The following is a 23,127-nucleotide window of genomic DNA, read 5'->3' on the forward strand; positions in this document are numbered from 1 at the left end:
TTTTTAGGACTTCAAATTTAGCCATAATGGTGCTTATTTCCTACTTTAAGCAAGGCTTTTAGCTTGTACTTTAGAAAGGTTGGCTAATTTTTAATTTCAGAATAACACGGAGCTTTAGCGTTCCTGTTTATCGTGAATTGTACTGTATCCGGGGTAGCTCTAGATATTCTCTGTCACAGACATGGCAGCTGCTTTGTTTGCTGGCCTGATGGACACCAACAGCGTAATTACAACTATAGCCAAGCCTGTTAGCACAAAGTCTTCAATTTCCATTTTTACTGGATAGGCCTCCACTACCGAAGTAGCCATACCCATACTTACCAGCCCAAATGTCTGCTGCAAATTGCAAATCAACATTCCTAAGGATAAGCCATAAGCTGCCCCGATAAAGGCTACCAACGCTCCCTCAAACAAGAAGATGTTGCGAATTGTTTTGGCAGTAGCACCCATTGAGGCAAGTATGGCGATGTCTTTCTTCTTGTCGATAACAAGCATAGAGAGCGAGAAGAAGATATTGAGTGAGGCGATGCCAAGAATGAACGCGAAAGTTATGAATACGAAGAGCTTTTCTACCTTCACGGCGCGCAGCAAACTGGTATGCTGCTCATCAGAGTTCTGTACCTTAAAGTTCTCGCCTAGCAGCTTTTGCAGCTCACGCTTTACCTGCTCTATCTTGTAGCCTTGCTCAATTTTGAGCTCAAGGGCTGTTCGGCGCCGGCCATATTCCAGTAGCTCCTCTGCAAAGTTGAGGGGTACAAACACGTAAGCGTCGTCATACTGGCGCTCTATGGCAAAAATACCTCCTGGCAGGATGTTCAGGCTGTTGAAAGAGCCTTCTGGGTTAAGCGGGTTGAATTTTACGTTGCGCGGGTACAGGAACTGCATCGGCACAAACTGATTGCTAGGTCGGATGGATAGTTGGTACTGCACCCCACGCCCTACAAGTGCCCGGTAGCTGTTGTTGAAGTATAGCTCATTGCTACCTTCTACTACCGAGGAATCAATCTCGTTCTGCTGAAAGAAGTTTTCGCTTACCCCCTTCACCTTTACAACCATTTGCCGGTCGTTATAGCGTAACAAGGCATTATCTTCAATTACCTCCGACACCACAGCCACACCAGGCGTGCGTCGAATACGGTTCATGAACTCAGTGTCTGTTTCAAACGACTTCCCCTCGGCAGCAGTAACCTTCAGGTCAGGGTCAAAGCTGGAGTAAATTTCCCGAATAAGATCTTCCAGGCCATTAAAAACCGATAGTACTATTATTAGTGCAGCCGAGCCAACAGCCACTCCAATCATGGCGATGTTGGAAATAATGCTGATGATGTTCCTCTTCTTTCTGGAGAAAAAGTATCGCTTCGCTATCAGAAAAGGTACGTTCATCTTTATTTATTAATTGGCTAAACTATCAAATAGTTGATGCATACGCGCTTTGAAGAACAGCAATTTAGCAATACAACCATTTATCCTCCAGGTTACTTCCAGGCTTTTACAATCAGACCAGTTCCCGACGGATGCTCTCCTTCTACATCCATTCTGTTTAGCAAAAGACAGAAGGGGAAGGTAATCAGGTAGTAGAACGGCAACAGCACGAAGAAAATTTTGGATACGTTCAGCATTAGCAGTGGATACTTCATAGACAGGCGCCATGAAATTTGCCCCGGCTTGCCATAGGAGTAACGTGCCTGCACTTTACTAAAGCCTGCTGTTTTTAGCTTATCCTCAATCTCTTTGATATTATAGCCATCCCGTACGTGCTCTTCGATAAATGAAGCCTCATCATCGCCATGCACATCAGAGCCACCTTGGTCAGACGGAGTAGAAATCAGCAGCATACCACCAGGACGTAACGATGTGTGAAAGTTCCTGAACACTTCTACATCCTCCAGTATGTGCTCCATTACGTCTACTGAAAGTATGAGATCATAACTCTCTGGTTGACGAAACTTCACCAGGTCGGCGATTTTAAAAAGCACATTGTGGTGACCAATAGCACGCATAAAGCGATTACAGTCAGACACTTGTTCCTCTTTCACGTCCACGGCCAGTACATTCCACTTTTGGCTCATGCTGGAGAGGTAGTACGTATACTGCCCAAAGCCGGAGCCTGCATCGAGAATGTGTTGCTCTCCGCCCCGGCGGTTAGCTGCCCACTCGCGCAGTTCTTTTTGCACGTGCCATGCACGCAACAGCAGCAGGTCCAGTAGGTTATAAAATACGCGGCGCAGGAAAGGGGTCTTGTTGAACACGTCGCCAAGTACCCGCTTTATAGGGTCGTACTGCATAAGGGTGTTGTGCGGCTAACTGCCTACTTATTAGGGTATGTTTCGTCGTCCTCGTCATCCTCGCTTGCAGGCGGGATTTCCAAATTATCGAACAATTTATCTATTTTGGCTGCGTATTCGGCGGTATCATCCAGGTAGAAAATCAGCTCAGGGATAATGCGCACCTGGTTTTTGATGCGCTGAGCCAGCTGGTGCCGGATAGTTTTTGAGTTGATGCGTACCTCTTGTAGCACTGCCTCGTTATTCTGAGCCATCATGATGCTCAGGTATACTTTAGCAACGCCCAAATCTGGTGAAACACGCACTACACTTACCGATATATAAGCGCCCCCGAACAGGTGCGGCACCTCTCTTTGAAAGATGTCTGCCAGTTCTTTTTGTATCAGGCGCGAGAATTTCTGTTGTCTTTTACTTTCCATACGAAGATGCAAATATCATATTAATTTCGCATTTTTACCCCAAAAGTGCTGTACTCATTTTGAGTTAGGTACTTTCAGCGGACTTTGCTGAGACAAAAGCTTTTGCTGCACTGCAAGCCCTAGTGCTGGGTCAGTGGCATGCCTCTTGTTAGGTAGCTCTTATACTTTGTCTGTGGCCTCTTGTCCTTTTATGTAGTTCCTTCTAACTCTCTCTTTCCTTGATAAGTTACTTTCGTAGCATACTGCCTTCTCGTCTTGTATTGCTGATTCTTCTGTTCTTGGGTATACAGTTGCCTCTTGTGCTGTTGGGTGTGCGGGCTACGGCACCTGAGCTCTTGCACATGCTGGTAGGGGAGCGGCTGGCAGAAGGCTTTAGCATGTATCGCGACATCCACGATAACACTGCTCCAATTTCAGCATTGGTGTTCTGGGTGTTGGATGTTGCGGCAGGACGCTCCTTTATGGCTTACAGGTTAACTGCTGTAGGGCTGTTACTACTGCAGGCCTTACTGCTAAATAGTACCCTAAACCGCCACAACGTGTATGGCACCAAGAACTATTTGCCAGCACTGTTATACTTGGTGCTTGGTAGCCTTTCGTTCGAGTTTAACATGCTCACGCCGCTGCTCATTGGCAATACTTTCCTTATACTTTCGCTGCCTTACATTATCACATTGTCGCGCGAAGGCTTTGATAACAACAGGCTTTTTGTAGGTGGCTTTATGCTTGGTTTAGCAGCTATGTGTTACCTGCCGTTGGCCGTATTTCTGCTGGTGGGCATTTTCGCTGTAATCTTTTTCGCGTCAAACACCTTCCGAAGCACCATGTTGATGCTGTGCGGTTTTGCTTTTCCGTATGCCGTGCTGATGACGTTCTACCTCTATACGAACACAACACAGGAGTTTCTGGAGCTACACCTGTTACGCCCATGGCAACTGCAGGTGGCGTTCCTTCGCCCGCCAGCCGATGTAGCAAAGCTAATGATTATACCTGCTGCCATACTTTTACTTTCACTGCTAAGTTCGGCTTCCCTGCCCCAGCGCCTGGTGTTTCAGGTAAAGTTTCAGCAACTGATGTGGGTATGGCTAGTAGCAAGCTTGCTGGTTATTTTTACCAGAGATGAGATATCTGTAGCCACTTTTGTAATCGTATTACCACCGATAGCATACTTCGGAGAGTTCTTTTTCACCTCTAACCGTAAAGGCTGGATCCTGAATACAGTTTTTCTGGTGATGCTGGCGGGAGTGCTGGTGCTACGTTATAGATTAGTACTGGGCCTCAACCCATACCTGATGATGGACGACTCACCGTTGCTTTTGCCAGAGCAAGTGGAAGTGCCAGTGCAGAACGCTACCATACTTGTGCTAGGGAATGACATCAGCTATTATATGCAGAACAAGCCAGTTACACCATACCTGAACTGGCAACTGGCACAGCGTCATTTCGGAAGACTTAACGAGTATCAGGCGTTGTTTCAGTTACACGAAAATTTCAGGCACGAAATGCCACAATATCTGGTGGATAAAGCAGGGATGATGCCAGAACTTAATTACAAACTGCCCGATGTTTTTGGCCGATACCAACAGACTGATGACCCTACCGTTTATAAGCTAAAATAGAAAAGCCGCTCCTTTCGGAGCGGCTTTTCTATTTTATAAACTATCTCTTGCTTAGCAAGCGGCTATTTTATTCACTCTGTTTTGATGGCGACCTCCTTCGAAGTCTGTAGCAAGGAAAGTGCGGACCATATCTCTAGCTGTCTCCTCTGAGACAAATCTTGCCGGAATGCAGAGAATATTAGCGTTATTGTGCTCACGGGCCAGCTTTGCCAACTCAGTTTCCCAGCACAACGCTGCACGAATATCCTGATACTTATTTGCTGTAATAGCCACTCCGTTACCGCTTCCGCAAATTAGCACTCCAAAGTCACAGTCTTTGCTTGCCACAGCCTTTGCTAAAGGATGCACATGATCAGGGTAATCTACTGAGGCCTCAGAATCCGGCCCAAAATCTTGTACCTGGTGACCAAGCTCAGCCAGCACACCTTTCAACATGCTTTTGTAAGTATAACCGGCGTGGTCGCCCCCAATTGCTATTTTCAATGACATTAGGATTGTGTGTTTTGTTCGTTTAATCGCTTCAGGTCTTTTTTACGAATAGACTGTGAGATATGGATACTTACCTCGTAGAGTAGCATTAGCGGCATAGAGATCAGTATCTGGCTTATCACATCTGGCGGCGTTATGATAGCGCCTACTACAAGTATAACCACCAAAGCATGGCGGCGGTACAACTTCATCGTCTCTGGTGAAATTAGGCCGGCCTTTGTAAGGAAGAACACTATCACTGGCATCTCAAACATAAAAGCACAAGCCAGACAAAGCGTTGTTAAAGTTGAGATGTATGACGACAGGTCAAACTCATTTACAATACTTGGATCTACCTGGTATCCAGCCAGAAAGTTTATAGAGATCGGGGACACTACATAGTATCCGAACAGTAGCCCTAAAACAAACAGAATAGATACAAAGAAAACTGCTCCTTCTGAATTTTTGCGCTCCTGCGGGTAAAGCCCTGGCCTTACGAAGCGCCAGATCTCCCAAAAAGCATAAGGAAAGGCACATGCCAAACCTAGTACCACCGACACGAGGAGGTGCATTGTAAACTGGCCGCTCATCTGACGGCTTTGTATGGTGAAGCCCATTTCCTCAAAGCAAAGGACGTCTGAGCCAAAATACTGCCCCACCTGGCACATCACCCTGTAGCTCAGGAAATCAGTGCGCGAAGGGGCTAGTATAATATCATGGAACACAAAGCTTTTCGCTAGAAAAGCAATGGTAGCGAATACAAAGATAGAACCAAGGGCTCTGATGATGTGCCACCTTAACTCCTCCAGATGGTCCACAAAGGACATCTCTTTCGGCTCTTCTTCCAGAAATGATTGATCCATCAAAAGCGGCTCCTCCTACAAGTTGTATTGTTGATTAATATGCAAAAAGCGGATACTCCTGCATCCAGTTATTGATCTCGCTGCGTACGCTGCTGATCTTACTGTCATTATCATGGTTGCTCAGCACTGTATCAATAAACTCTACTATGCGCTCCATCTCCTGCTCTTTTAGTCCACGTGTTGTGATAGCAGCCGTACCTACTCGCATACCTGACGTAACGAACGGTGACTTATCATCAAATGGCACCATATTCTTGTTTATCGTGATATCAGCTTTTACCAGCGTGTTTTCAGCCAGTTTACCCGTAATGTTTTTCGAGCGCAGGTCGATCAACATCATGTGGTTTTCAGTACCGCCAGAGATAATGTCATAGCCCCGCTCTAGGAACGCCTTGGCCATAGCTTGAGCATTTTGCTGCACCTGCTTTACATAACCTAAATAATCATCAGAAAGTGCCTCATAATAGGCTACAGCTTTAGCCGCAATTACATGCTCCAGTGGGCCACCCTGCGTACCAGGGAATACAGCTCCATCCAGCAGCGACGACATCATGCGTATCTCACCTTTAGGCGTCTTCAGGCCAAACGGGTTCTCAAAGTCTTTGCCCAACATGATCATACCACCACGAGGTCCACGCAATGTTTTGTGGGTGGTAGTAGTTACAATATGGCAGTGCTCAAACGGGCTATTCAACAAGCCACGTGCAATAAGGCCTGAAGGGTGGGAGATATCTGCCAATAGCAGGGCTCCAACCTCATCAGCTGCTTGGCGCAACTTCTTGTAATCCCAGTCGCGGCTATATGCTGATGCACCACAGATAATAAGTTTCGGTCGCTCACGGCGAGCTATCTCCACTACTTTATCAAAATCGATGAGGCCTGTTTCCTGCTCCACACCATAGAAGGTAGGGTTATACAGTTTACCAGAGAAGTTAACCGGTGAACCATGAGTCAGGTGACCGCCATGCGACAGGTCAAAACCTAAGATCTTATCTCCTGGTTGCAGAACCGCCAGCATTACTGCTGAGTTTGCTTGTGCCCCAGAATGCGGCTGCACATTTACCCATTCTACCCCGAACAGTTCCTTCGCGCGATCTATAGCCAACTGCTCTGACTGGTCTACTATTTCGCAACCACCATAGTAGCGCTTACCAGGCAAGCCCTCTGCGTACTTGTTCGTCATTACGCTACCCATGGCTTGCATCACCTGCTCTGACACAAAGTTCTCAGAGGCGATTAGTTCTATACCGTGGGTCTGGCGCGCTTTTTCCTTCGCAATCAGGTCAAATATGGCTATATCTTTTTGCATCGATTTTGATTCGGTTTAGTAAGCAGCCAAAATTAAAGTATGCGCCGGAATAAACCAATGTTTCAGAAGTTTATATACGAGGTTACACCTGCTAGCAGATTTATGGGCCTTGTAGAAAGGTTAAATAAAAAAGGCCCAGTGCTTTTGCACCGGGCCTTTGTAGTATAGCTCTTATTCTTTCGGCTACTCTTTCATCACTTTAATTTGGTAAACTTTACCGTTCAGCTCTACTTTCAGTACATACATGCCTTTTGTCAGCTTGTCGTACACTGGTAGCTGCACCTCATTCTGACCTTGTACCAGTTCTACTGCTTTAGTATAAACTTTCTTTCCAGTCATGTTGTACAGTGCTAAAGTAGCTCTTCCACTCTCTACAGCTGTTACATACAGCTTAGAGTTGAAGTTGATTGGGTTTGGAGCCACCAGCAATTTCTGCACCGACTCAGTAGCTTTAACAGTCACTGCTACTACTTTGCTGTAGTCTGTCGTGCCGTCCAAGTCAACTTGCTTCAGGCGGAAGTAGATAGTACCTGTTTCGTTCCCCAGCTTGTGCGTGAACTCATAATCTGTTCTCAGCACGCTGTTTGTCACCTTGCTAGCCACATGACCTACCTTGTTAAAGCCTTCTGTTCCGCTAAGCGACATCTCCACCTCGAAGTGTGAGTTCTTATTCTCAGAAGCTGTTGCCCAAATCAGGCGTACATTGTTACTCTGTACCGCCGCATTGAAGAACATCAGCTCTACTGGGAGAGGGGTTATGGAAGTACCACGCACCGTCATTGTTTTTGTCTGTGCATTCAAAGTACTATGGCTAATGGTTCCTTGATGGGTGTCCTCAGTCGTCGGCTTATACTTCACATAGATAGGATAGTTGCTTATACTCGTACCCGCTCCTTTCAAGATTGTAAGCGACGTAGTATAGGTACCATTTTCAGAGTCAGATATCAGGAAGTTACTTCTCGGTGCTGTCACCGTAATGTCTGCCTCCAGTTCTGTAGCACTTAGCGTATACTGCTGCGGCGCAGATTCTTCACCTACTTTGGCTGAGAATTCTGATAGCGTGCCAGAAAGTGTTATTACTGGAACAATTACAGTAAAGGTCTGATCGCTTGTTGCCGCTGGACCTGCTAAGGTGTGAACTGTTATCTGGCCCGTTTGGGCACCTGTTGGCACAATAACCTCTAAACTGCCGTCAGTCATTTCCAGGAACTGAGAAGTTGCTACTCCCCCTCCAAATACTACTTTGCCCACATCCACCAAGTTCACACCTGTGATCGTTACTGTAGAACCTATCTTTCCTTCTGTAGGCGTCAGCGCGTCTATAATTGGGCTAGTAACTACAAAGTTTTCAGATGTTGCCACCATTCCTCCGGCTGTCGTCAGTTCAATCAAGCCTGTTCTAGCACCATTTGGCACCGTCACTTTCACCTCTGTATTGGAATTTGAGGTTACCGCAGCTGTTACTCTTGCTCCGTCTTTGCCAGCAAAGGTTACGCTAGCATCAGTTAAAGACATACCTGTGATGGTTACCTCTGTACCGAAAGGACCGGTCTTCGGCGTAAAGTCAGTTATCTCAGGTATGATGCTGTAGGAGGCACTGCTTCCTGTTCCGCTTAGTGTTGTAAGGGTGATTGGCCCTGTAACAGCTCCTGCCGGCACTGCCATTGAGAAAGACTTCAGTGCCACGCCATCTGCATCAGTGCCTGCGTCCGCTAAAGTTCCTGTAAAGCTTGTTGCCGCCACGCCATTGAATTGAACTGTCTGCAGGTCATCAAAGTACTTACCTGTGATGGTTATTGAACCACCTACTTTACTGCCTTCTGCCGGCGTGATGGAGGTTACAACTGGTGCCAATACTGTAAAATCAAAAGAGCTTGTACCAGTACCACTTGGCGTTGTGACAGCTATTCGGCCCGTTCTGGCTCCTTCAGGAACTGTAACCGTTATTTGCGTATCGCTGTCAACTGTAAAGCTCGTCGCGTCCACATCGGCTGCACTACCGCTCAGGAAGGTTACTTTACTAGCCTCGAGGAAGTACTGCCCTGTTATGGTAAACGTTGTTCTGTTTACTAAACCCTCAGCTGGAGTAAAGGAGGTGAATTGAGGCACAAGTAAAGTAAATATTCCGCTTGTGTCCGTTCCACTTGGTGTTGTTACGGAAATAGGGCCGGTTTTGGCCCCAGCTGGCACAACAACGGTTATGGTGTTGTCATCCACTATCGTGAAGGCCGTCGGAGATAACACAACATCATCTGATGTACCATCTCCACCCATGAACCTCACTTCTGTGGCCTGTAGGAAGTACTGACCTGTGATTGTCACAGTTGTCATTCCCACTCTACCTGAAGTTGGATCAATTGTCAGGATATCTGGTGACAGCACAGTGAAGCTTTCAGCAGAGGCACCTGTACCACTTGTAGAGGTTACCGTTATCACGCCTGATCTTGCTCCTGAAGGTATCTGTACCGTGAACGACTTCACGTCTGTTCCTGACGGTTCAGTCTGACCACTAGTAGGAACACTTACAGAGACTCCTCCTCCGAAACCGATTGTGGTTACATTTTTGAAATAAACGCCAGATACAGTTACACTTTCACCCACTCTTCCTGACACGGGAGTAAACGTTATTTGTTCTGGAGCAAGTGTTTTAAAGCTTTCGCTGCTCTCGCCTGTACCACTTGGAGTAGTTACTGATATAGGGCCAATGTTCTGGTTCAGCCTAGCCTGTGGCACTCTCGCCAAGATGTACGTTTTACCAGATTCATCAGTTAAAGATTGGAAGGTTGCTGACACACCATTAAAGGTTACGTCTGTGGCACCATCTAAATAGTTACCTACTATAGTAACCTCTGTATCGAAGTAACCTTCGTTTACAGTGTTGCTTATGGTTCCTACATAAATGTCAGTAACTTCTGGAGACAGCACTTTGAACAATGTTGTTCCACTATCCCCTGTACCACTAGCCGTTGTCACCGCCACTACACCCTCTCCAGCATCAACCGGAGGATAGGCTGTAATTTGCTTATCATTATCAACCACATAGCTAGCAGCCTCCACCCCATTAAATGTTACAGCAGAAGCTCCTGTAAAGAATTCTCCAGTTATAACCACTGGATCTCCTACAAAACCCTCTGTTTTGGAAAGAGAAGCTACCGTAGGGGCCGGCACGGCAAACTCTGCTGCACTGGTGGCAGTACCGGCAGGGTTGGTTACTGTGATAAACCCTCTTGCGGCATCTACAGGCACAGCTGCAGTAATACTTAATCCATCTGTGGCAACAGTGTAAGATGCTGCATCCAGCCCATTGAATTGTACCGAGGAAATATCTGTAAAATTACTTCCTGTTATGGTTACAACAGTGCCTACTGGGCCAGTTGTAGGACTAAATTCAGAAATCTGGGGTGCTTGAATCAATCTAAACGCTTCACTACTTGTAGCAGAACCATTGCCTCCTGTTACAGTGATAACACCTGTTGTCGCATCATTTGGTACATTTACTATTACCTGCGTCTCCGAAACAGAGGTTGGAGCTGTTACTGCGCCTGATCCAAAGGTTACTCCTGTTATCTGTCCAAGTAGTTTACCTGTAATAGTTACAGTAGTGCCTACAGGACCTTCTGCCGGTGTAAATCCTGAAATAAGAGGTGTAGTGAGTACGGTAAAATCATCTGCACTGGTTCCAGTGCCTGCTATGTTAGACACTGCCACTTTTCCGGTAGCGGCCTCTGGTGTAAGCGTAACTGTTATTTCAGTATCACTTACATAAGTATAGGTCACGGCTCCCCCGCCAACGGTAACAGTAAGATCTCCTGAGAAACCTGTACCTGTAACAGTAAACGTATCGCCTGCACGTCCTTCAGTTGGAGAGAAAGAAGCAACTGTTGGCGCTGTGATAATTGTTAGGTTCGAAGAACTTGTCGCAGAGCCTGCTGCTGTCGCAACGGAAAGTGGGCCTGTTGCAGCACCGTCCGGAACAACTACATCAAAGCTTTGTGTTGCGTTGGCATTTGTCGTTACCGCGGTACCTGAAACATCAACAACCACTGCATCAAAGAAGGTGACGCTTGTTACGCCCTCCAGATTCTGACCATTGATGGTTATGGTTCCCCCTTGATAGGACACTGTAGGATCAAAGCTGATGATGTGTGGGGTTGGGTCTACTGTGAATTCACTTGTCGCTAAATTAGCTGTCGTTGCTGTAGCCACATTATTTGTAACAGAAAGCTGCCCTGTAGCAGCACCAACAGGCACTGTCACCTTTATTTCTGTGTCACTTACAACGGAAAACACCGTTGCCGCTTTATCGTCTCCCGCGTCCGCTGTTCCGAGGAAGGTTACAGCATTGACGCCTGTAAAACCCGTACCATTCAAAGTTATCTCATCGCCCGGGCGGCCACTCACCGGAGAGAACGCAGTGATTTCCGGTGCTTTATAAATTACAAATGCTGACGCTGTTGTAGCTGTACCACCTGGGTTCGTTAAGGAAATAACACCTGTAACCGCTCCTGTAGGCACTGTAACGGTAAAGCTCTGCTCTCCTGTGGCTGCGTCCGTTGATAATGTTAAGCCTGTTATATCTGCTGGTACATCATTCGCAAACAAAACCTGTGTGATGTTTTCTAAATAGTGGCCTCTGATTTCTACGATTGTTTCACCTTCTATACCTGCTTCTGGAGAAAAGCCGGAAATAACAGGAGCATCTATAAAGTCAAACGAATTAGTAGAAGTAGCAGTACCAGCTGGTGTAGTAAGTGTCACAACGCCGTCTCCGGCATTTGCCGGAACTATTGCCTGTACCTCCGTGTCTGAGATTTCAGTGAAAGAAGCCTCTACGCCATTGAATGTAACACTCCTTACACCGGAGAAATAATTACCTGTTAAGGTTACAGTTGCTCCGGCTCCGCCTGTAGCTGGCGAGAAAGGGGAAGAAGATGAAAATGTTGGAGCCGGCACAGTAAAGTCAGTGTAGCTTGTGCCTTCTCCGGCAGGAGTTATTACTTTTATTCTGCCTGTACTGGCTCCTGCAGGCACTTTTACAGTTAACTGTGTATCACTATTTACCACAAGATCCGTACCTGCCACACCATTAAATGTTACGCTGGTAGCTCCTGAGAAATATTCTCCATTGATAGTAACCAATGTACCGGCGCCCCCCGACTTTGGAGAGAAATCTGTCGTAATAACTGGAGCTGGCACCACAAACTCCGTAACACTTTCGCCCGTTCCGGCAGCAGTAGTAACAGCAATTTTGCCCACTGGAGCACCGGCTGGAACTATAGCCGTAATCTGCGTCTCTGAATCTACAATATAACTTGCAGAAACCCCTCCGAACGTCACACTAGTGGCACCTAAGAAGTTACCACCTGTAACAACAACACTTGTTCCGGCCCCGCCTTCTCCTGGTGTGAAAGAAGTCACCTCTGGAGCAGCAGACACTCTAATAGCATCAGCCAGCAAGTTAGCATCTACTCTGTTTGTCATAACTAGACGAACGTACTGTGTTCCTGCTGACAGCAAAAAGGTATACCTGCTTGAGTTAAGCTTTGATTGCCCTGTAACGCTTCCCAATGCAGTATAGCTTGAACCATCGCTGGAGCTTTCTACTACCAGTCCTGTCTCATAACTTCCTTCTGCTTTAGTTGTGGCAGCCTGTAAAGAGAAGCTTATCCTAGTTTCTGTTGTCGTTGCCTCTGAAAATTGAATGGCTATTTCTGAGCCAACCTGCTTGAATACAGCAGAACCGCCCGCTGCACTTGGAGCTAAATCTGCTCCATCAGCGCTTAGGTTCTTGATTGTCCAACCAGCAGGCATACCAGAGCCACCGTTATTAGCCCACGGCCCTTCATGATAAGTGGGTAGAGTAGCCTGCGCCACACCAATGGAGACTATTCCCAGCAAGAGAACGCACTGCAAGAGCAGTGACCTGAGGAGTCGGGTGATAGGGGGATTGTAGAGTTGTGCCATAGCTCAAACTTAAGTAGTAATAAAAATTTTCTTGTGCTATTTTAGGTAAAGCATAATTGCCACAAAATAAGATAATTTATCTATCATTTGGGCAATTAACTATTCTATTTTTTTATCTAAATTTAATAATATACCTATACAGCCATATGAGCAGGTTTTTATTTTCAAACAGCCAACAATATGCTCATTGCTGATATTGGCTATGATTTTTTAGCACCTGCCATTGCTTCTGTGTTAAGACTTTAGTTCTTTTAGTTTTGCCAGGCCCGAAATCAGTCCTATTTCATTACAAAAATGGACAAAAAACCTCCCTAAGAAGAGTGCAAAACAATAAAGTATAATTTTATATTAGATTTCTTCAGTTACCTTAAATACAGCACTACTTTTACTTAATAGTGTCGCAACAAGGAAGCAGGAGCAACCAGTGTATGCAGAGAAAGAAGTTAGCTTTTGCGGGCGACAGGATATGGACGGTCGATATTGGGCTGCACGAAGAGCTCTTGGGTATCCATGTCTAGTGCAACGAGGTTACCATAGGCTGCATTTTTATAGTAGACACAGCCAGCATCTAAGTTCACTTTTTGAGCTTTATGGGAAGTGGCTTTTTTAATAGCGTGGAGCGGCGTCGGGGTATGACCGTGCAGAAGCTTTTTGTTATTAAGTCGCTCCCAATCAGTTTTATAGTTCCGGATATTGAGCATAGCATCTTTATCAGCAAAGACGTCCCTCTGCTTGAAGTCAAAACCAGCATGTACCAAGAAGTAGTCTGGCAACTCCAGATAATAGGGGAGAGCCTTCAGGAAGTTGACGTACTTTTTAGGGAGGTTTTCGAAGTTACTGATCCCGAAGCTTTGCAGGACCTGCTCTTGCTCGGGTGGAGTAAGGTTTAGTGCTTTGGCTCCTTTCTCTACTGACTTCAGCAGCATTTGATCATGGTTACCACGGAGGCAGTATACTTGGTAACCTTGCTTCTGAAGGTGAAGAATAAAGTCTATCACTCCTTTAGAATCAGGACCTTTATTCACAAAGTCGCCGAGCAAGTATAACTCATCTTTCTTGTTGAGCTTAAGTTGATCCTGCACCATTGCTTTCAATGTGTTGGTACAACCGTGAATGTCTGTAAGGGCGTAGCGGGGCATATGGTAATTTCTTGCACAACCTGAGCGGCAGGCAAAGATAATACAGAAATAGCACCCGTGGTACAGGTGCTATTTCTGTATTAACCATGTTAGGTATTATTAATTATACTTGTTATTGTCTATACCGGGCTTGTTTGTACCGCGATTAGGATTATTGGTCTGTACATTGTTTCCTATATCGTCCGGCCCGTTTGTGTACTTTTCCTCTAACTTTTCGTGCTCAGCACGAGTCTGATTTGGATCTACAGGCTTACCGCCTGCCGCCTTGCTCTGTCCTTGTCCGGTTGGTTTACCTTGGTTTTCTGAGCTTGGCTGTGTGTGCTTATATGATGGCATAATTTCCTCCTTTTTTAAAATTCAACTTCACGGCCAGCGTTAGCTTTTGTGCCAGCCATACTTTATTATCAATAATTATCAAGAGCCGCGGCCTTCTTCTTCAGTACGAAGGTTATCAGGTGGCGGAACACCGTCGTCGGAGAAGTCGTTTACGCCAGTAGCGCTTGGGCCTCCTCCTGCAGTATCGCTACCATACCCTTCTTTTCCGTCGCGATTTCCAAAACCGCCGCGCTGGTGCTCGTTTTTAGGCGGATCTGCACCTGGTATAATGTGCCCGGCGCGCATTTCTAAATCGCCCGTATCTTCATCTACTTCACGAAAACCTCTCTGGTTAGGCAGCTGGTTTTTCGTTGTATTTTTATCTTCTTTATCTTCAGCCATAATGGTATTCATTTAATTAGAAGTACGCTCTATAAACAGAACGCTTGTACTCTGTTTTACTCTTTTCAGGCTGCTTAGGTTTAGGTAGTCACCATCTCACCACCGTTTATGTGCATTATCTCACCAATAGTGAAGGCTGAATCTTCAGAGGCCAGGTATACATAAGCAGGCGCAACTTCTGATGGCTGTCCGGCACGTTTAAGCAGGGTCTTCTGCCCAAACTCAGCTACTTTATCTCCAGGGAAAGAGGCCGGGATCAGTGGTGTCCAGATTGGACCTGGAGCCACACCGTTCACACGAATTTTTTTATCGGCCACCATTTGTGCCAGGGTACGGGTAAAGGTAAGTATGGCTCCCTTTGTTGAAGAGTAGTCGAGCAGTAGCTTGTTACCGTGGTAGGCTGTAACGGAAGTAGTGTTGATGATCGTGCTACCTTCTTTCATGTGGTTTAGCGCCTCTTTTACAAAGTAGAACATCGAGAAAATGTTTGTGTTAAACGTACGCTTAAGCTGTTCCTCTGTTATATCACGAATATCCTCCTGGGCATGCTGCTCACCGGCATTATTCACCAGTATGTTTAGCTTTCCTAGTTCATTAACAGTTCGCTGTACGGCATCTCGGCAGAAAGCCTCCTCGCCCACATCACCAGAAATCGTGATGCATTTGCGACCTTCTTTCTCTACCAGCTCCTTGGTCTTTTCTGCATCCTGATCCTCATTCAAGTACACGATGGCAACATCAGCACCCTCCCGGGCAAAGTGCACAGCAACGGCACGGCCTATACCGCTGTCGCCGCCGGTTACCAGGGCTACCTTGTCTTTCAGCTTATCACTGCCTTTGTAAGAATCGCGTATATACTCCGGCTCAGGATTCATTTTGTGCTCCTTGCCAGGTTGCTCCATTTCCTGTGGCGGAAAAGATTTTGGTTTGTTTTCCATAGTAGTTTTATAGGTTTACGGAAGTATATGTTCGTAAATTTAATTTTTAAGCTATACGCCTACCCCGCCGGCTTGTTTCTGTAACAAACCATCCGCCAGCAGGATAGGCAAAATCAACAGATCTTTATGTGGAAAGAAGAAGACAGTAAACTCAAGCGCAGCCTTACCTTTAAGGACTTCAAGCAGGCGCTGGCCTTTATGAATGAAGTCGGGGAGATAGCCGAAGAAATGAACCACCACCCATGGTGGAGCAACGTGTACAATCAGGTCGAAATAGAGCTTACCACCCATGATGCCGGCAACACCGTAACCGAGAAAGACCACCAACTGGCTCAGCATATTGATGAAGTATACAGCAGGATAGCCGGCACGAACGGTTAACACGGCTTACCAACTACTAGTAAGTTCTCTACCCATCTCGTTACTTCTCCGGATTTAGTATCTTTACCCCATGCAGGAACAGGAAAAAACAAGTTTATACCTGGTGCCGACACCGATCGGTAACCTGGAGGATATTACACTGCGTGCCATCAGAGTATTGAAAGAGGTAGATGTTATACTTGCTGAAGATACCCGAACCAGCGGTAAGCTTCTGCAGCACCTAGGTATTGAGAAGCGCATGCATAGCCACCACCTTCACAACGAGCACAAGGCCACAGCACATTTGGTGGATCGCCTGAAAGCAGGGGAGGTGATGGCTTTGATTTCAGATGCAGGTACACCTGGCATTTCTGATCCGGGTTTTTTCCTGGTGCGGGAGTGTCTTAAAAACGATATCAAGGTGGAGTGTTTGCCTGGAGCAACAGCCTTTGTTCCGGCACTGGTAAAATCTGGTTTCAGCACCGACCGTTTTACCTTTGAGGGGTTCCTGCCCATAAAGAAAGGTCGCCAAACACGCCTGCAGAGCCTTGCGGAGGAGGAACGTACCATGATCTTTTATGAATCGCCTCACCGCCTGCTAAAAACGCTTGCTCAGTTTAAGGAGTTTTTTGGAGGGGAGCGAGAGGCTTCTGTTTCACGTGAAATCTCTAAAATGTTTGAGGAAACCATTAACGGCACTTTAGATGAGCTGATCGAGATTTTTAACAACAAAACCATAAAAGGAGAGTTTGTACTGGTAGTATCAGGGGCTGCTAAAGGCAGTAAAGCCGAAAAGGAATAACATGAGGAACTTTATTAAAAAGCTAACGCTGGCATTCTTGCTTTGCGTTTCTACTTTGCCGGCATGGGCGCAGTTTGAGGGCATGCTGCTGTCTCCGCAGGCAAAGATAAGCCTGATTACCTGCTCCAGCGGGCCAGACCTCTACGCCATTTTCGGGCATAGCGCAGTTCGCGTTAATGATCCTGCCACAGGCTTAGATGTTATATTCAACTATGGCACCTTCGACTTCGATGAGCCCAACTTTTACCTCAAGTTCGCGCAGGGCAAGCTCAGGTATAAGCTGTCGGTGGCACACTTCCGGGACTTCGTGTACAGCTACTCGATGGACAACCGCTCAGTATATGAGCAGGAGCTAAACCTGACGGAGGAGCAAAAGCAGCAGTACTGGGCCTTCCTGACGAACAACTACCTTCCAGAGAATCGCTTTTACCTGTACGACTTCTTTTTCGATAACTGCGCCACCCGCATTCGCGATGGCCTGGAAGCTACTTTCCCGAATCAACTTACTTTCAACATCAGCCACTTCGACAAAGACTATAGCTTCCGTAACCTCATTGATTTATACTTAGGGCCACAACCTTGGGGTGATTTTGGTATTGACCTCGCACTTGGTGCTAGAATAGACCAGGAGGCAACACCTTATCAGTACATGTTCCTGCCAGACTACCTGTCTAAAGGCTTTGGGAATGCCACCATCGTTCAGAATGGGCAAACTGCACCGCTTACACTGGAGCCAAGAGTCATTTTTGAGCGCGACCCTTCTATACCCCTGGAGGGAGGTTGGCTAACACCACAGGTGCTGTTCTGGACCTTCTTATTAGTAGTAGTTGCACTTACAGTCGCTGACTTTGTGAAGCGCCGCCGCAGCAGGGTTTTTGATATGGTGTTTTTCCTGGTACTCGGGCTATTAGGTATTGTAGTGCTACTGCTTTGGTTTGCTACAGACCATCAAGCCACTGCATACAATTTCAACTTGTTGTGGGCTATACCAACCCATGCAGTTGTTGCTTTCTTCCTGGCCCGTTATGCACTTCGGGAGTGGGTGCATAAGTACATGCTTATCACTACAATCATCACCGCAGTAGCATTAATTGGCTGGCCACTGTGGCCGCAAATGTACCATGCTGCCTTCCTGCCAATAATGTTAGCCGCCATACTTAGAGGAGCCTATACCATATGGTTCTCTAAAAAAGCGCAGACACTTGCGCAAAACCCAAGTATAGCACAGAAGATATGAACCTGAATCAAATAGCGAACAACCTAAATGTAATCTGCCGCCACGTCGGCGCTTTTATCAAGCAGGAAGGAGAGAACTTTGATCGCTCCAAAATAGAGCAGAAAGGCTTCAACGACCTCGTATCGTATGTAGATAAGGAGGCAGAGCAGCAACTGGTAGAGGGGCTGCGTAAATTGTTGCCTGAGGCTGGCTTTATCACTGAAGAGGGCACTGCCACTACCAAGGGCGAACGCTTTAATTGGGTGATCGACCCGTTGGATGGGACTACCAACTTTACCCATGGCCTGCCTGTACATTGCGTTAGCGTTGGCTTGCTAGATGGAGATGAGGTAGTTGTAGGCACGGTATACGACCCTAACAGGGATGAGTGCTTTTGGGCTTATAAAGACGGAGGTGCTTACTGCAACGACACTCCTATAAAAGTTTCTGATGCTCCGGCACTAAAAGACAGCCTTATTGCCACAGGTTTTCCATATTATGACTTTGGCTTGACTCAGCAGTATCTGCAGGTACTAGGCTCATTCATGGCAAAGTCACATGGCATACGCCGCATGGGTTCTGCCGCTATTGACCTGGTGTATGTGGCTTGTGGCCGTTTTGAGGGATTTTTCGAGTATAACCTGAACCCATGGGATGTAGCCGGGGGCGCTATAATTGTGAAAGAGGCTGGCGGCAAACTCAGCAAATTTACCGAAGATGGTGACTATGTCTTTGGGAGAGAGATCATCGCGAGCAATAGAAATGTGCACTCCGAGATGCAGCAAGTTGTAGCTGAATTCTGGAACCAAGCACAGTCTTAAACTTTTTATACCTTCTGTAGGTTTTTAAGTCATGATACAGCAAATCATCATCCTATTAATATTTCTAGTAGCAGTGGCTTATATGTTACGCATGTTTTACCAGACTTTTTCGGCTAAAAGCGGCTGTGCTAAAAGCTGCGGCGCCTGCTCTACCATAGACTTCAAAAAGATACAGAAGGACCTGGAAAAGCAACAGGTAAAGGCATAGGCTACAACCATAATCTTTACCAGTTTTGTATCTAAACTTCGTTTTTCCGTATAGAATTATACTCTAATTCGAACATTAAAAACGAAAGTTATGGAAGATAAAGTAGAATTAACCTCCTTGGTAGGAGCTTTGAACAAGCTTCATAAAGATGGATACAAAGTTGATTTTAAGGTTACAGAAGAAGGCCGCCTGTCTACTATGGACGACAAGCAGACCTTTGGCCCAGATCAGGTACGTATAGTAGACTTTTATCGCTTTGAAGGTGAAAGTAATCCTGACGACATGGCCATTCTGTATGTACTGGAAACCTCTAGCGGGTTAAAAGGCACCATCTCCGACTCGTATGGACCTTATGCTAACGAGACGATAGAGAACTTCATGAAACAGGTGGAAGACCTGGGAATGGACTTAGACAAAGGAAACAGATAACATAGAAAGGGCCGGTTTAATACCGGCCCTTTCTATGTATAGCATGTTAGGCTCTAACTTTATTGGCCCTCGCCGTTCAGACGTTGGCCTTTTTTTATGGATGCTGTAATGCTTTGCAGCTCCTCGCTCAGCTTTTCGCCACCCTTTATACCAAAATCCAATGTACGGATAGGGAATGGGATCAGGATATCGTTGGCATCGAAAGCTTTCTTAATGCGAATAATTGCATCGCTTTTGGCAGATACAAAGTCAACCTGGCGACTATAACTTACCCAGAAGCGCGCCTTGAAGTTTATAGAGCTATCGCCAAAGGAGTCATACATCACTTCAATGTCACGCGTCTTGATGCGGTTCTTTACATCCTGCAGCGCCTCAATTACTACCTGCTGTACATGCTCCAGGTCTTCTGCATAAGATATGCCCACCTCCAGGTCGATGCGGCGGGAGCCATTGATGGAGAAGTTTGTAAGCGGGTTCTCAAAAACCATCTTATTAGGTACCCTTACCAACTCTCCTGTTACCTGCCGTATATCAATGGTGCGCAATGTGATCCGCTCAATATTGCCGAAGTAATCGTTGGTTTCAATCATATCGCCCACGCCAAACGGCTTCTGCACAGCAATAATAACTCCTGAAATGAAGTTGGCAGCAATGTCCTGAAACGCAAAACCTAAGGCCAAACCAATTATACCGACACCAGCAAGCAAGGAGATGACTACCCTGTCCAGGTTGAGCACGCTGAGCACAAAGAAAAAGCCAACCATCAGCATACCGATGTGCAGTATGGTCAGGATAAGGTTGTTTATAGCCGCGCTATGGGAGAATTTACCCATAAACTTGCCTAACCAGTCTCTTATTATCTTGGCAACATAAACCGTAATGATCAGCAAGATCAAGGCTACAAAAATATTCGGGAGCATCAGCACAATCTGCTCCCCCCAGACCTCCAGCTTACTCCACAGCAGCTCCACTGCGTCGTTTACATCTTTCATATAAATATTCAATGTTGATTATCTCTTAAGTGACGTTAGTTAGGCCCACACTTTTGTGCCCTCAGTACAGTTGCGGCACATCTCAATTTCACTACGTGATCGCAGCAGCTTTTGCCGAAAAGAGCGGTACTTGTCGCCCCTCCACACCTGAGAAAAATTTTGCTGCTGAAGGTCTCCCTGCCGGTATTCGGCATCCTTGTCGAAACAGCAGGGTACTACCAGTCCATCCCAAGTTATGACGCAGGAGTGCCACATCTTCCAGCAGTGGTTCAGCAGCTTATTTTTGATACTATAGCTGCCATCGCCGTTATTGCGGTATCTGGAGTAATAGTCTATGGAAGGAATAAGCGGGGAACCTTGTGCGTAGTCATAGATTTGGGCTGTTTTAAACACTACCTCATCTACGCCCAGCTCCTTTGCCAGCTCTTTTACGTCATCTAGCTGATGCTCGTTAGGCCGGACCACCAGGTACTGGAACATGATGTGCGGTGTTTTAGACTTCAGCGCCTTCTTCCACTTTACCACATTTCGCGTTCCCTCCAGCACCTTCTCTAGTTTACCACCTACCCTATAAGCCGAATAGGTTTCCTGCGTAGTACCATCTATAGACACAATTAGCCGATCCAGCCCCGATTCTACCGTTTTACGAGCGGTGGCATCGTCCAGAAAGTGAGCGTTGGTGGAGGTAGCAGTATAAATTCCCCGGTCAGAGGCATACTTTACCAGCTCCAGAAAACTCTTGTGCAGGTATGGCTCGCCCTGGAAGTAGAAGATTAGGTACATCAGGCGGCGATGCAGCTGGTCTATTGTGCTTTTAAAAAGCTCATCTTGCAGCATCCCGGTGGGGCGGGAAAAGGAGCGGAGCCCGCTTGGGCATTCAGGGCAACGCAAGTTGCAGGAGGTGGTGGGCTCTAATGAAATGCTGAGCGGATAGCCCCAATGCCTGGCTTTGCCTGTTACTTTGGAGTACAAATAGCTGCCAACAACCTGCAGCGCATTCAGCGCACGGAGTGGCGTAAGCTTTGATAAAAAGTTTAATCCGTCGGTTAGTTGTAAGGCCATAAAAGCGCAGGTGCTACGGCAGTAGCTAGCATAGCCATCTGCCAAAAATAAAGGGGCAGCCACCACGGCTACCCCCTAAATTATACTTTCTATAGCTAACAGCCAAACAGCTCCATACTAGTACCTGAAAAGTGCCTTCACGCTAGAGGCACCATCAGCACTCTCTGTCAATCCGTTGTAGCTGTTCACATAAACCTTACCACCTTGCGCAATTGTTTTAGTAGCAGCCAGGTTTATTAGGTCATCATCGCCACGCTGGTATTCGTTATGCACTTCTGCTACAGCGCTCTTTGCATTGTAGGTACCCCAAACAGGGTCGCTTGGTGTGATAAACAGCGTATCTATCCGGCCATGCACTGCCTCTGCTGCCACCGTAGCAATATCTTCTGAGGTTACGCCTGTACCAGCCACATTCTGGTAACGTGTCAGCGAATCATTGTGGCTCTGCTGCATCAGCGGCTTAATGATCTCCAGTGCCTTTTCGTGAATGTTCTTGACGTTGATCAGGTCTGCGTTCTCATCCACAGGAACGTTCTCCGGAACTATATTTTTATACTTGCTTGTCTTGCGGAACAGAGAGCAGTAATGATCAATACCAGCAAGTACCAGTGGCTCATTTGCATCATGCAGGATGGTCTGTAAGCCTGTATCTACTGCGTTCATGAATTCGCGTACACGGTCGTGTTGCTGGTCGCCCTGAGAGAAGCCTCTTGGGTTACCCAGTATGTTTGTACCGTTTACAGTAGTTCTGCTGGTATTAAAATCCTGGTCTTTGCCTTTTACATCAAATTTTAAGGCCTCGTTCATGGTTTCTGGCACAAACGAGCTGATGTCGATCTGTCTAACCTTTTCGATGGTAGCTTCATAGAAACCGATCTTCTCGCGGTACAGGCACAGGATAAAGAAACGGCCATTCTGGCTCAAAATAGGTAGTATCGGCGTCAGATAGAACTGATCCAGCACATATACTACCTCAGGTACTGAAATAGGAAGAGTATAGTATGTTGAGAACCCTTTGGTAATAAACACGGCCAGTCCCTCTCCCTGATGGCGCCAGAAGTTGTTATCATCCAGTAGTTCCTCAGCAGGCTTCAGGTATTCATCTATCTCCGCCTCTGGCACATCATGCTTGGCCAGTAAGATGCGGGCTTCTTTTATTTTATTTTTAAAGAGGATATGGTCCTGACCATTGAGGGTTTCGTGACCAGCACGGTGTGTAGGTATGTAGAGAGAAATACACAAGGCGTTTTGTGTATTGTTCTGCACATTCAGCAGCTTCTCAATGTCATTCTTATTGATTAATGCCATATTCATTAGGGGTTAAAAAGTAGAGTATCAATTACTTTAAATCGCTTTAAAAACACCTCTACAGCATGCAGCGGTGTAGGATTAAAGTACGCAGCAAAACAAACAACGGTTATTCAGACTCTACACTTCGCGACAGGGAGCCCTCAGGCATAGGCACAAAAAGCCCGGCACTACGTGTAGTGCCGGGCGGAATGTAAACTGTGAACGA

The 23,127-nt window shown here is 46.4% G+C and carries 22 protein-coding genes; 8 read left to right on the plus strand and 14 right to left on the minus strand.

Annotated elements, in window-relative coordinates; all coding sequences use genetic code 11:
- Positions 1-159: 159 nt before the first annotated feature.
- The 3 genes from PKOR_RS06090 to rbfA form a co-directional block, all read right to left on the minus strand.
- A complete protein-coding gene (locus PKOR_RS06090; RefSeq protein ID WP_046309710.1) occupies positions 160-1,383 on the minus strand; it encodes an ABC transporter permease in 1,224 nt (407 codons plus the stop codon).
- Positions 1,384-1,475: 92 nt separating this feature from the next.
- Positions 1,476-2,285 (minus strand): class I SAM-dependent methyltransferase, encoded by an 810-nt coding sequence (locus tag PKOR_RS06095; protein WP_046309711.1) that lies wholly within the window; start codon positions 2,283-2,285, stop codon positions 1,476-1,478.
- A gap of 23 nt (positions 2,286-2,308) precedes the next feature.
- On the minus strand, positions 2,309-2,704 hold the full coding sequence (gene rbfA, locus PKOR_RS06100) for a 30S ribosome-binding factor RbfA (protein WP_046309713.1): 396 nt from the start codon (positions 2,702-2,704) through the stop codon (positions 2,309-2,311).
- Between the two features lie 218 nt (positions 2,705-2,922).
- On the opposite strand from rbfA, the gene PKOR_RS06105 reads away from it, so the two are divergent.
- Positions 2,923-4,323, plus strand: coding sequence for a hypothetical protein (locus PKOR_RS06105; protein ID WP_148561640.1), 1,401 nt, complete (start codon positions 2,923-2,925; stop codon positions 4,321-4,323).
- Between the two features lie 51 nt (positions 4,324-4,374).
- Here the strand turns inward: PKOR_RS06105 and rpiB are convergent, their stop codons facing one another.
- The 8 genes from rpiB to PKOR_RS06145 form a co-directional block, all read right to left on the minus strand.
- Entirely contained in the window at positions 4,375-4,812 is a 438-nt protein-coding gene (rpiB, locus tag PKOR_RS06110; RefSeq protein ID WP_046309716.1) for a ribose 5-phosphate isomerase B, read from the minus strand.
- A complete protein-coding gene (gene tatC, locus PKOR_RS06115; protein WP_046309720.1) occupies positions 4,812-5,654 on the minus strand; it encodes a twin-arginine translocase subunit TatC in 843 nt (280 codons plus the stop codon). Before tatC ends, rpiB begins: the two co-directional genes overlap by 1 nt.
- Before the next feature lie 34 nt (positions 5,655-5,688).
- Entirely contained in the window at positions 5,689-6,963 is a 1,275-nt protein-coding gene (gene glyA, locus PKOR_RS06120) for a serine hydroxymethyltransferase (RefSeq protein ID WP_046309726.1), read from the minus strand.
- A gap of 183 nt (positions 6,964-7,146) precedes the next feature.
- A complete protein-coding gene (locus tag PKOR_RS06125; RefSeq protein WP_084694737.1) occupies positions 7,147-12,927 on the minus strand; it encodes an IPT/TIG domain-containing protein in 5,781 nt (1,926 codons plus the stop codon).
- Positions 12,928-13,370: 443 nt separating this feature from the next.
- A complete protein-coding gene (locus PKOR_RS06130) occupies positions 13,371-14,066 on the minus strand; it encodes a metallophosphoesterase family protein (RefSeq protein WP_046309728.1) in 696 nt (231 codons plus the stop codon).
- 99 nt (positions 14,067-14,165) lie between these two features.
- Complete coding sequence (locus PKOR_RS06135) at positions 14,166-14,402, minus strand: hypothetical protein (protein WP_046309729.1); 237 nt, start codon at positions 14,400-14,402, stop codon at positions 14,166-14,168.
- A 78-nt stretch (positions 14,403-14,480) separates the two neighbouring features.
- Complete coding sequence (locus tag PKOR_RS06140) at positions 14,481-14,783, minus strand: hypothetical protein (RefSeq protein ID WP_148561641.1); 303 nt, start codon at positions 14,781-14,783, stop codon at positions 14,481-14,483.
- Positions 14,784-14,863: 80 nt separating this feature from the next.
- Positions 14,864-15,721, minus strand: coding sequence for an SDR family oxidoreductase (locus PKOR_RS06145; protein WP_046309732.1), 858 nt, complete (start codon positions 15,719-15,721; stop codon positions 14,864-14,866).
- A gap of 90 nt (positions 15,722-15,811) precedes the next feature.
- Between PKOR_RS06145 and PKOR_RS24030 the strand changes: the two genes are divergently transcribed.
- From PKOR_RS24030 to PKOR_RS06170, 6 genes are all read left to right on the plus strand, one after another.
- A complete protein-coding gene (locus PKOR_RS24030) occupies positions 15,812-16,102 on the plus strand; it encodes a 4a-hydroxytetrahydrobiopterin dehydratase (RefSeq protein ID WP_262501865.1) in 291 nt (96 codons plus the stop codon).
- A gap of 70 nt (positions 16,103-16,172) precedes the next feature.
- Complete coding sequence (rsmI, locus tag PKOR_RS06155) at positions 16,173-16,883, plus strand: 16S rRNA (cytidine(1402)-2'-O)-methyltransferase (RefSeq protein WP_046309735.1); 711 nt, start codon at positions 16,173-16,175, stop codon at positions 16,881-16,883.
- 1 nt (position 16,884) lies between these two features.
- On the plus strand, positions 16,885-18,120 hold the full coding sequence (locus PKOR_RS06160; protein ID WP_046309736.1) for an Lnb N-terminal periplasmic domain-containing protein: 1,236 nt from the start codon (positions 16,885-16,887) through the stop codon (positions 18,118-18,120).
- Positions 18,117-18,920, plus strand: a complete 804-nt coding sequence (locus PKOR_RS06165; RefSeq protein ID WP_046309737.1) for an inositol monophosphatase family protein — start codon at positions 18,117-18,119, stop codon at positions 18,918-18,920. The genes PKOR_RS06160 and PKOR_RS06165 overlap by 4 nt, the downstream gene beginning before the upstream one ends.
- A 31-nt stretch (positions 18,921-18,951) precedes the next feature.
- Entirely contained in the window at positions 18,952-19,128 is a 177-nt protein-coding gene (locus PKOR_RS24035) for a FeoB-associated Cys-rich membrane protein (protein ID WP_071843120.1), read from the plus strand.
- A gap of 90 nt (positions 19,129-19,218) precedes the next feature.
- Positions 19,219-19,557, plus strand: coding sequence for a hypothetical protein (locus PKOR_RS06170; RefSeq protein ID WP_046309739.1), 339 nt, complete (start codon positions 19,219-19,221; stop codon positions 19,555-19,557).
- Between the two features lie 59 nt (positions 19,558-19,616).
- Here PKOR_RS06170 and PKOR_RS06175 read toward each other — a convergent pair whose 3' ends face one another.
- From PKOR_RS06175 to PKOR_RS06185, 3 genes are all read right to left on the minus strand, one after another.
- Positions 19,617-20,549: a mechanosensitive ion channel family protein gene (locus PKOR_RS06175; RefSeq protein WP_046309740.1), complete on the minus strand. Its 933-nt coding sequence runs from the start codon at positions 20,547-20,549 to the stop codon at positions 19,617-19,619.
- 39 nt (positions 20,550-20,588) lie between these two features.
- Positions 20,589-21,611, minus strand: a complete 1,023-nt coding sequence (locus PKOR_RS06180; RefSeq protein WP_046314160.1) for an SPASM domain-containing protein — start codon at positions 21,609-21,611, stop codon at positions 20,589-20,591.
- A gap of 117 nt (positions 21,612-21,728) precedes the next feature.
- On the minus strand, positions 21,729-22,919 hold the full coding sequence (locus tag PKOR_RS06185; RefSeq protein WP_046314162.1) for a baeRF3 domain-containing protein: 1,191 nt from the start codon (positions 22,917-22,919) through the stop codon (positions 21,729-21,731).
- Between the two features lie 65 nt (positions 22,920-22,984).
- Here PKOR_RS06185 and PKOR_RS25825 point away from each other — a divergent pair, with 65 nt between their 5' ends.
- Positions 22,985-23,116 carry a hypothetical protein gene (locus PKOR_RS25825; protein WP_262501850.1) on the plus strand — a complete coding sequence of 44 codons (132 nt, stop codon included), beginning with the start codon at positions 22,985-22,987 and terminating at the stop codon, positions 23,114-23,116.
- Positions 23,117-23,127: the final 11 nt, after the last annotated feature.

It is taken from the genome of Pontibacter korlensis, assembly GCF_000973725.1.
GTDB classification, from domain to species: Bacteria; Bacteroidota; Bacteroidia; order Cytophagales; family Hymenobacteraceae; genus Pontibacter; species Pontibacter korlensis.

Bases quoted from the DNA above. Each gene is read 5' to 3' on its own strand.
- PKOR_RS06145 (WP_046309732.1), bottom strand. From the start codon at position 15,721: ATGGAAAACAAACCAAAATCTTTTCCGCCACAGGAAATGGAGCAACCT.
- PKOR_RS06180 (WP_046314160.1), bottom strand. From the start codon at position 21,611: ATGGCCTTACAACTAACCGACGGATTAAACTTTTTATCAAAGCTTACG.
- PKOR_RS25825 (WP_262501850.1), top strand. From the start codon at position 22,985: ATGCAGCGGTGTAGGATTAAAGTACGCAGCAAAACAAACAACGGTTAT.
- PKOR_RS06170 (WP_046309739.1), top strand. From the start codon at position 19,219: ATGGAAGATAAAGTAGAATTAACCTCCTTGGTAGGAGCTTTGAACAAG.
- PKOR_RS06175 (WP_046309740.1), bottom strand. From the start codon at position 20,549: ATGAAAGATGTAAACGACGCAGTGGAGCTGCTGTGGAGTAAGCTGGAG.
- PKOR_RS06160 (WP_046309736.1), top strand. From the start codon at position 16,885: ATGAGGAACTTTATTAAAAAGCTAACGCTGGCATTCTTGCTTTGCGTT.
- PKOR_RS06185 (WP_046314162.1), bottom strand. From the start codon at position 22,919: ATGGCATTAATCAATAAGAATGACATTGAGAAGCTGCTGAATGTGCAG.
- rpiB (WP_046309716.1), bottom strand. From the start codon at position 4,812: ATGTCATTGAAAATAGCAATTGGGGGCGACCACGCCGGTTATACTTAC.
- glyA (WP_046309726.1), bottom strand. From the start codon at position 6,963: ATGCAAAAAGATATAGCCATATTTGACCTGATTGCGAAGGAAAAAGCG.
- PKOR_RS06135 (WP_046309729.1), bottom strand. From the start codon at position 14,402: ATGCCATCATATAAGCACACACAGCCAAGCTCAGAAAACCAAGGTAAA.
- PKOR_RS06090 (WP_046309710.1), bottom strand. From the start codon at position 1,383: ATGAACGTACCTTTTCTGATAGCGAAGCGATACTTTTTCTCCAGAAAG.
- PKOR_RS06165 (WP_046309737.1), top strand. From the start codon at position 18,117: ATGAACCTGAATCAAATAGCGAACAACCTAAATGTAATCTGCCGCCAC.
- PKOR_RS24035 (WP_071843120.1), top strand. From the start codon at position 18,952: ATGATACAGCAAATCATCATCCTATTAATATTTCTAGTAGCAGTGGCT.
- rsmI (WP_046309735.1), top strand. From the start codon at position 16,173: ATGCAGGAACAGGAAAAAACAAGTTTATACCTGGTGCCGACACCGATC.
- rbfA (WP_046309713.1), bottom strand. From the start codon at position 2,704: ATGGAAAGTAAAAGACAACAGAAATTCTCGCGCCTGATACAAAAAGAA.
- PKOR_RS06125 (WP_084694737.1), bottom strand. From the start codon at position 12,927: ATGGCACAACTCTACAATCCCCCTATCACCCGACTCCTCAGGTCACTG.
- PKOR_RS06095 (WP_046309711.1), bottom strand. From the start codon at position 2,285: ATGCAGTACGACCCTATAAAGCGGGTACTTGGCGACGTGTTCAACAAG.
- PKOR_RS06140 (WP_148561641.1), bottom strand. From the start codon at position 14,783: ATGGCTGAAGATAAAGAAGATAAAAATACAACGAAAAACCAGCTGCCT.
- tatC (WP_046309720.1), bottom strand. From the start codon at position 5,654: ATGGATCAATCATTTCTGGAAGAAGAGCCGAAAGAGATGTCCTTTGTG.
- PKOR_RS06130 (WP_046309728.1), bottom strand. From the start codon at position 14,066: ATGCCCCGCTACGCCCTTACAGACATTCACGGTTGTACCAACACATTG.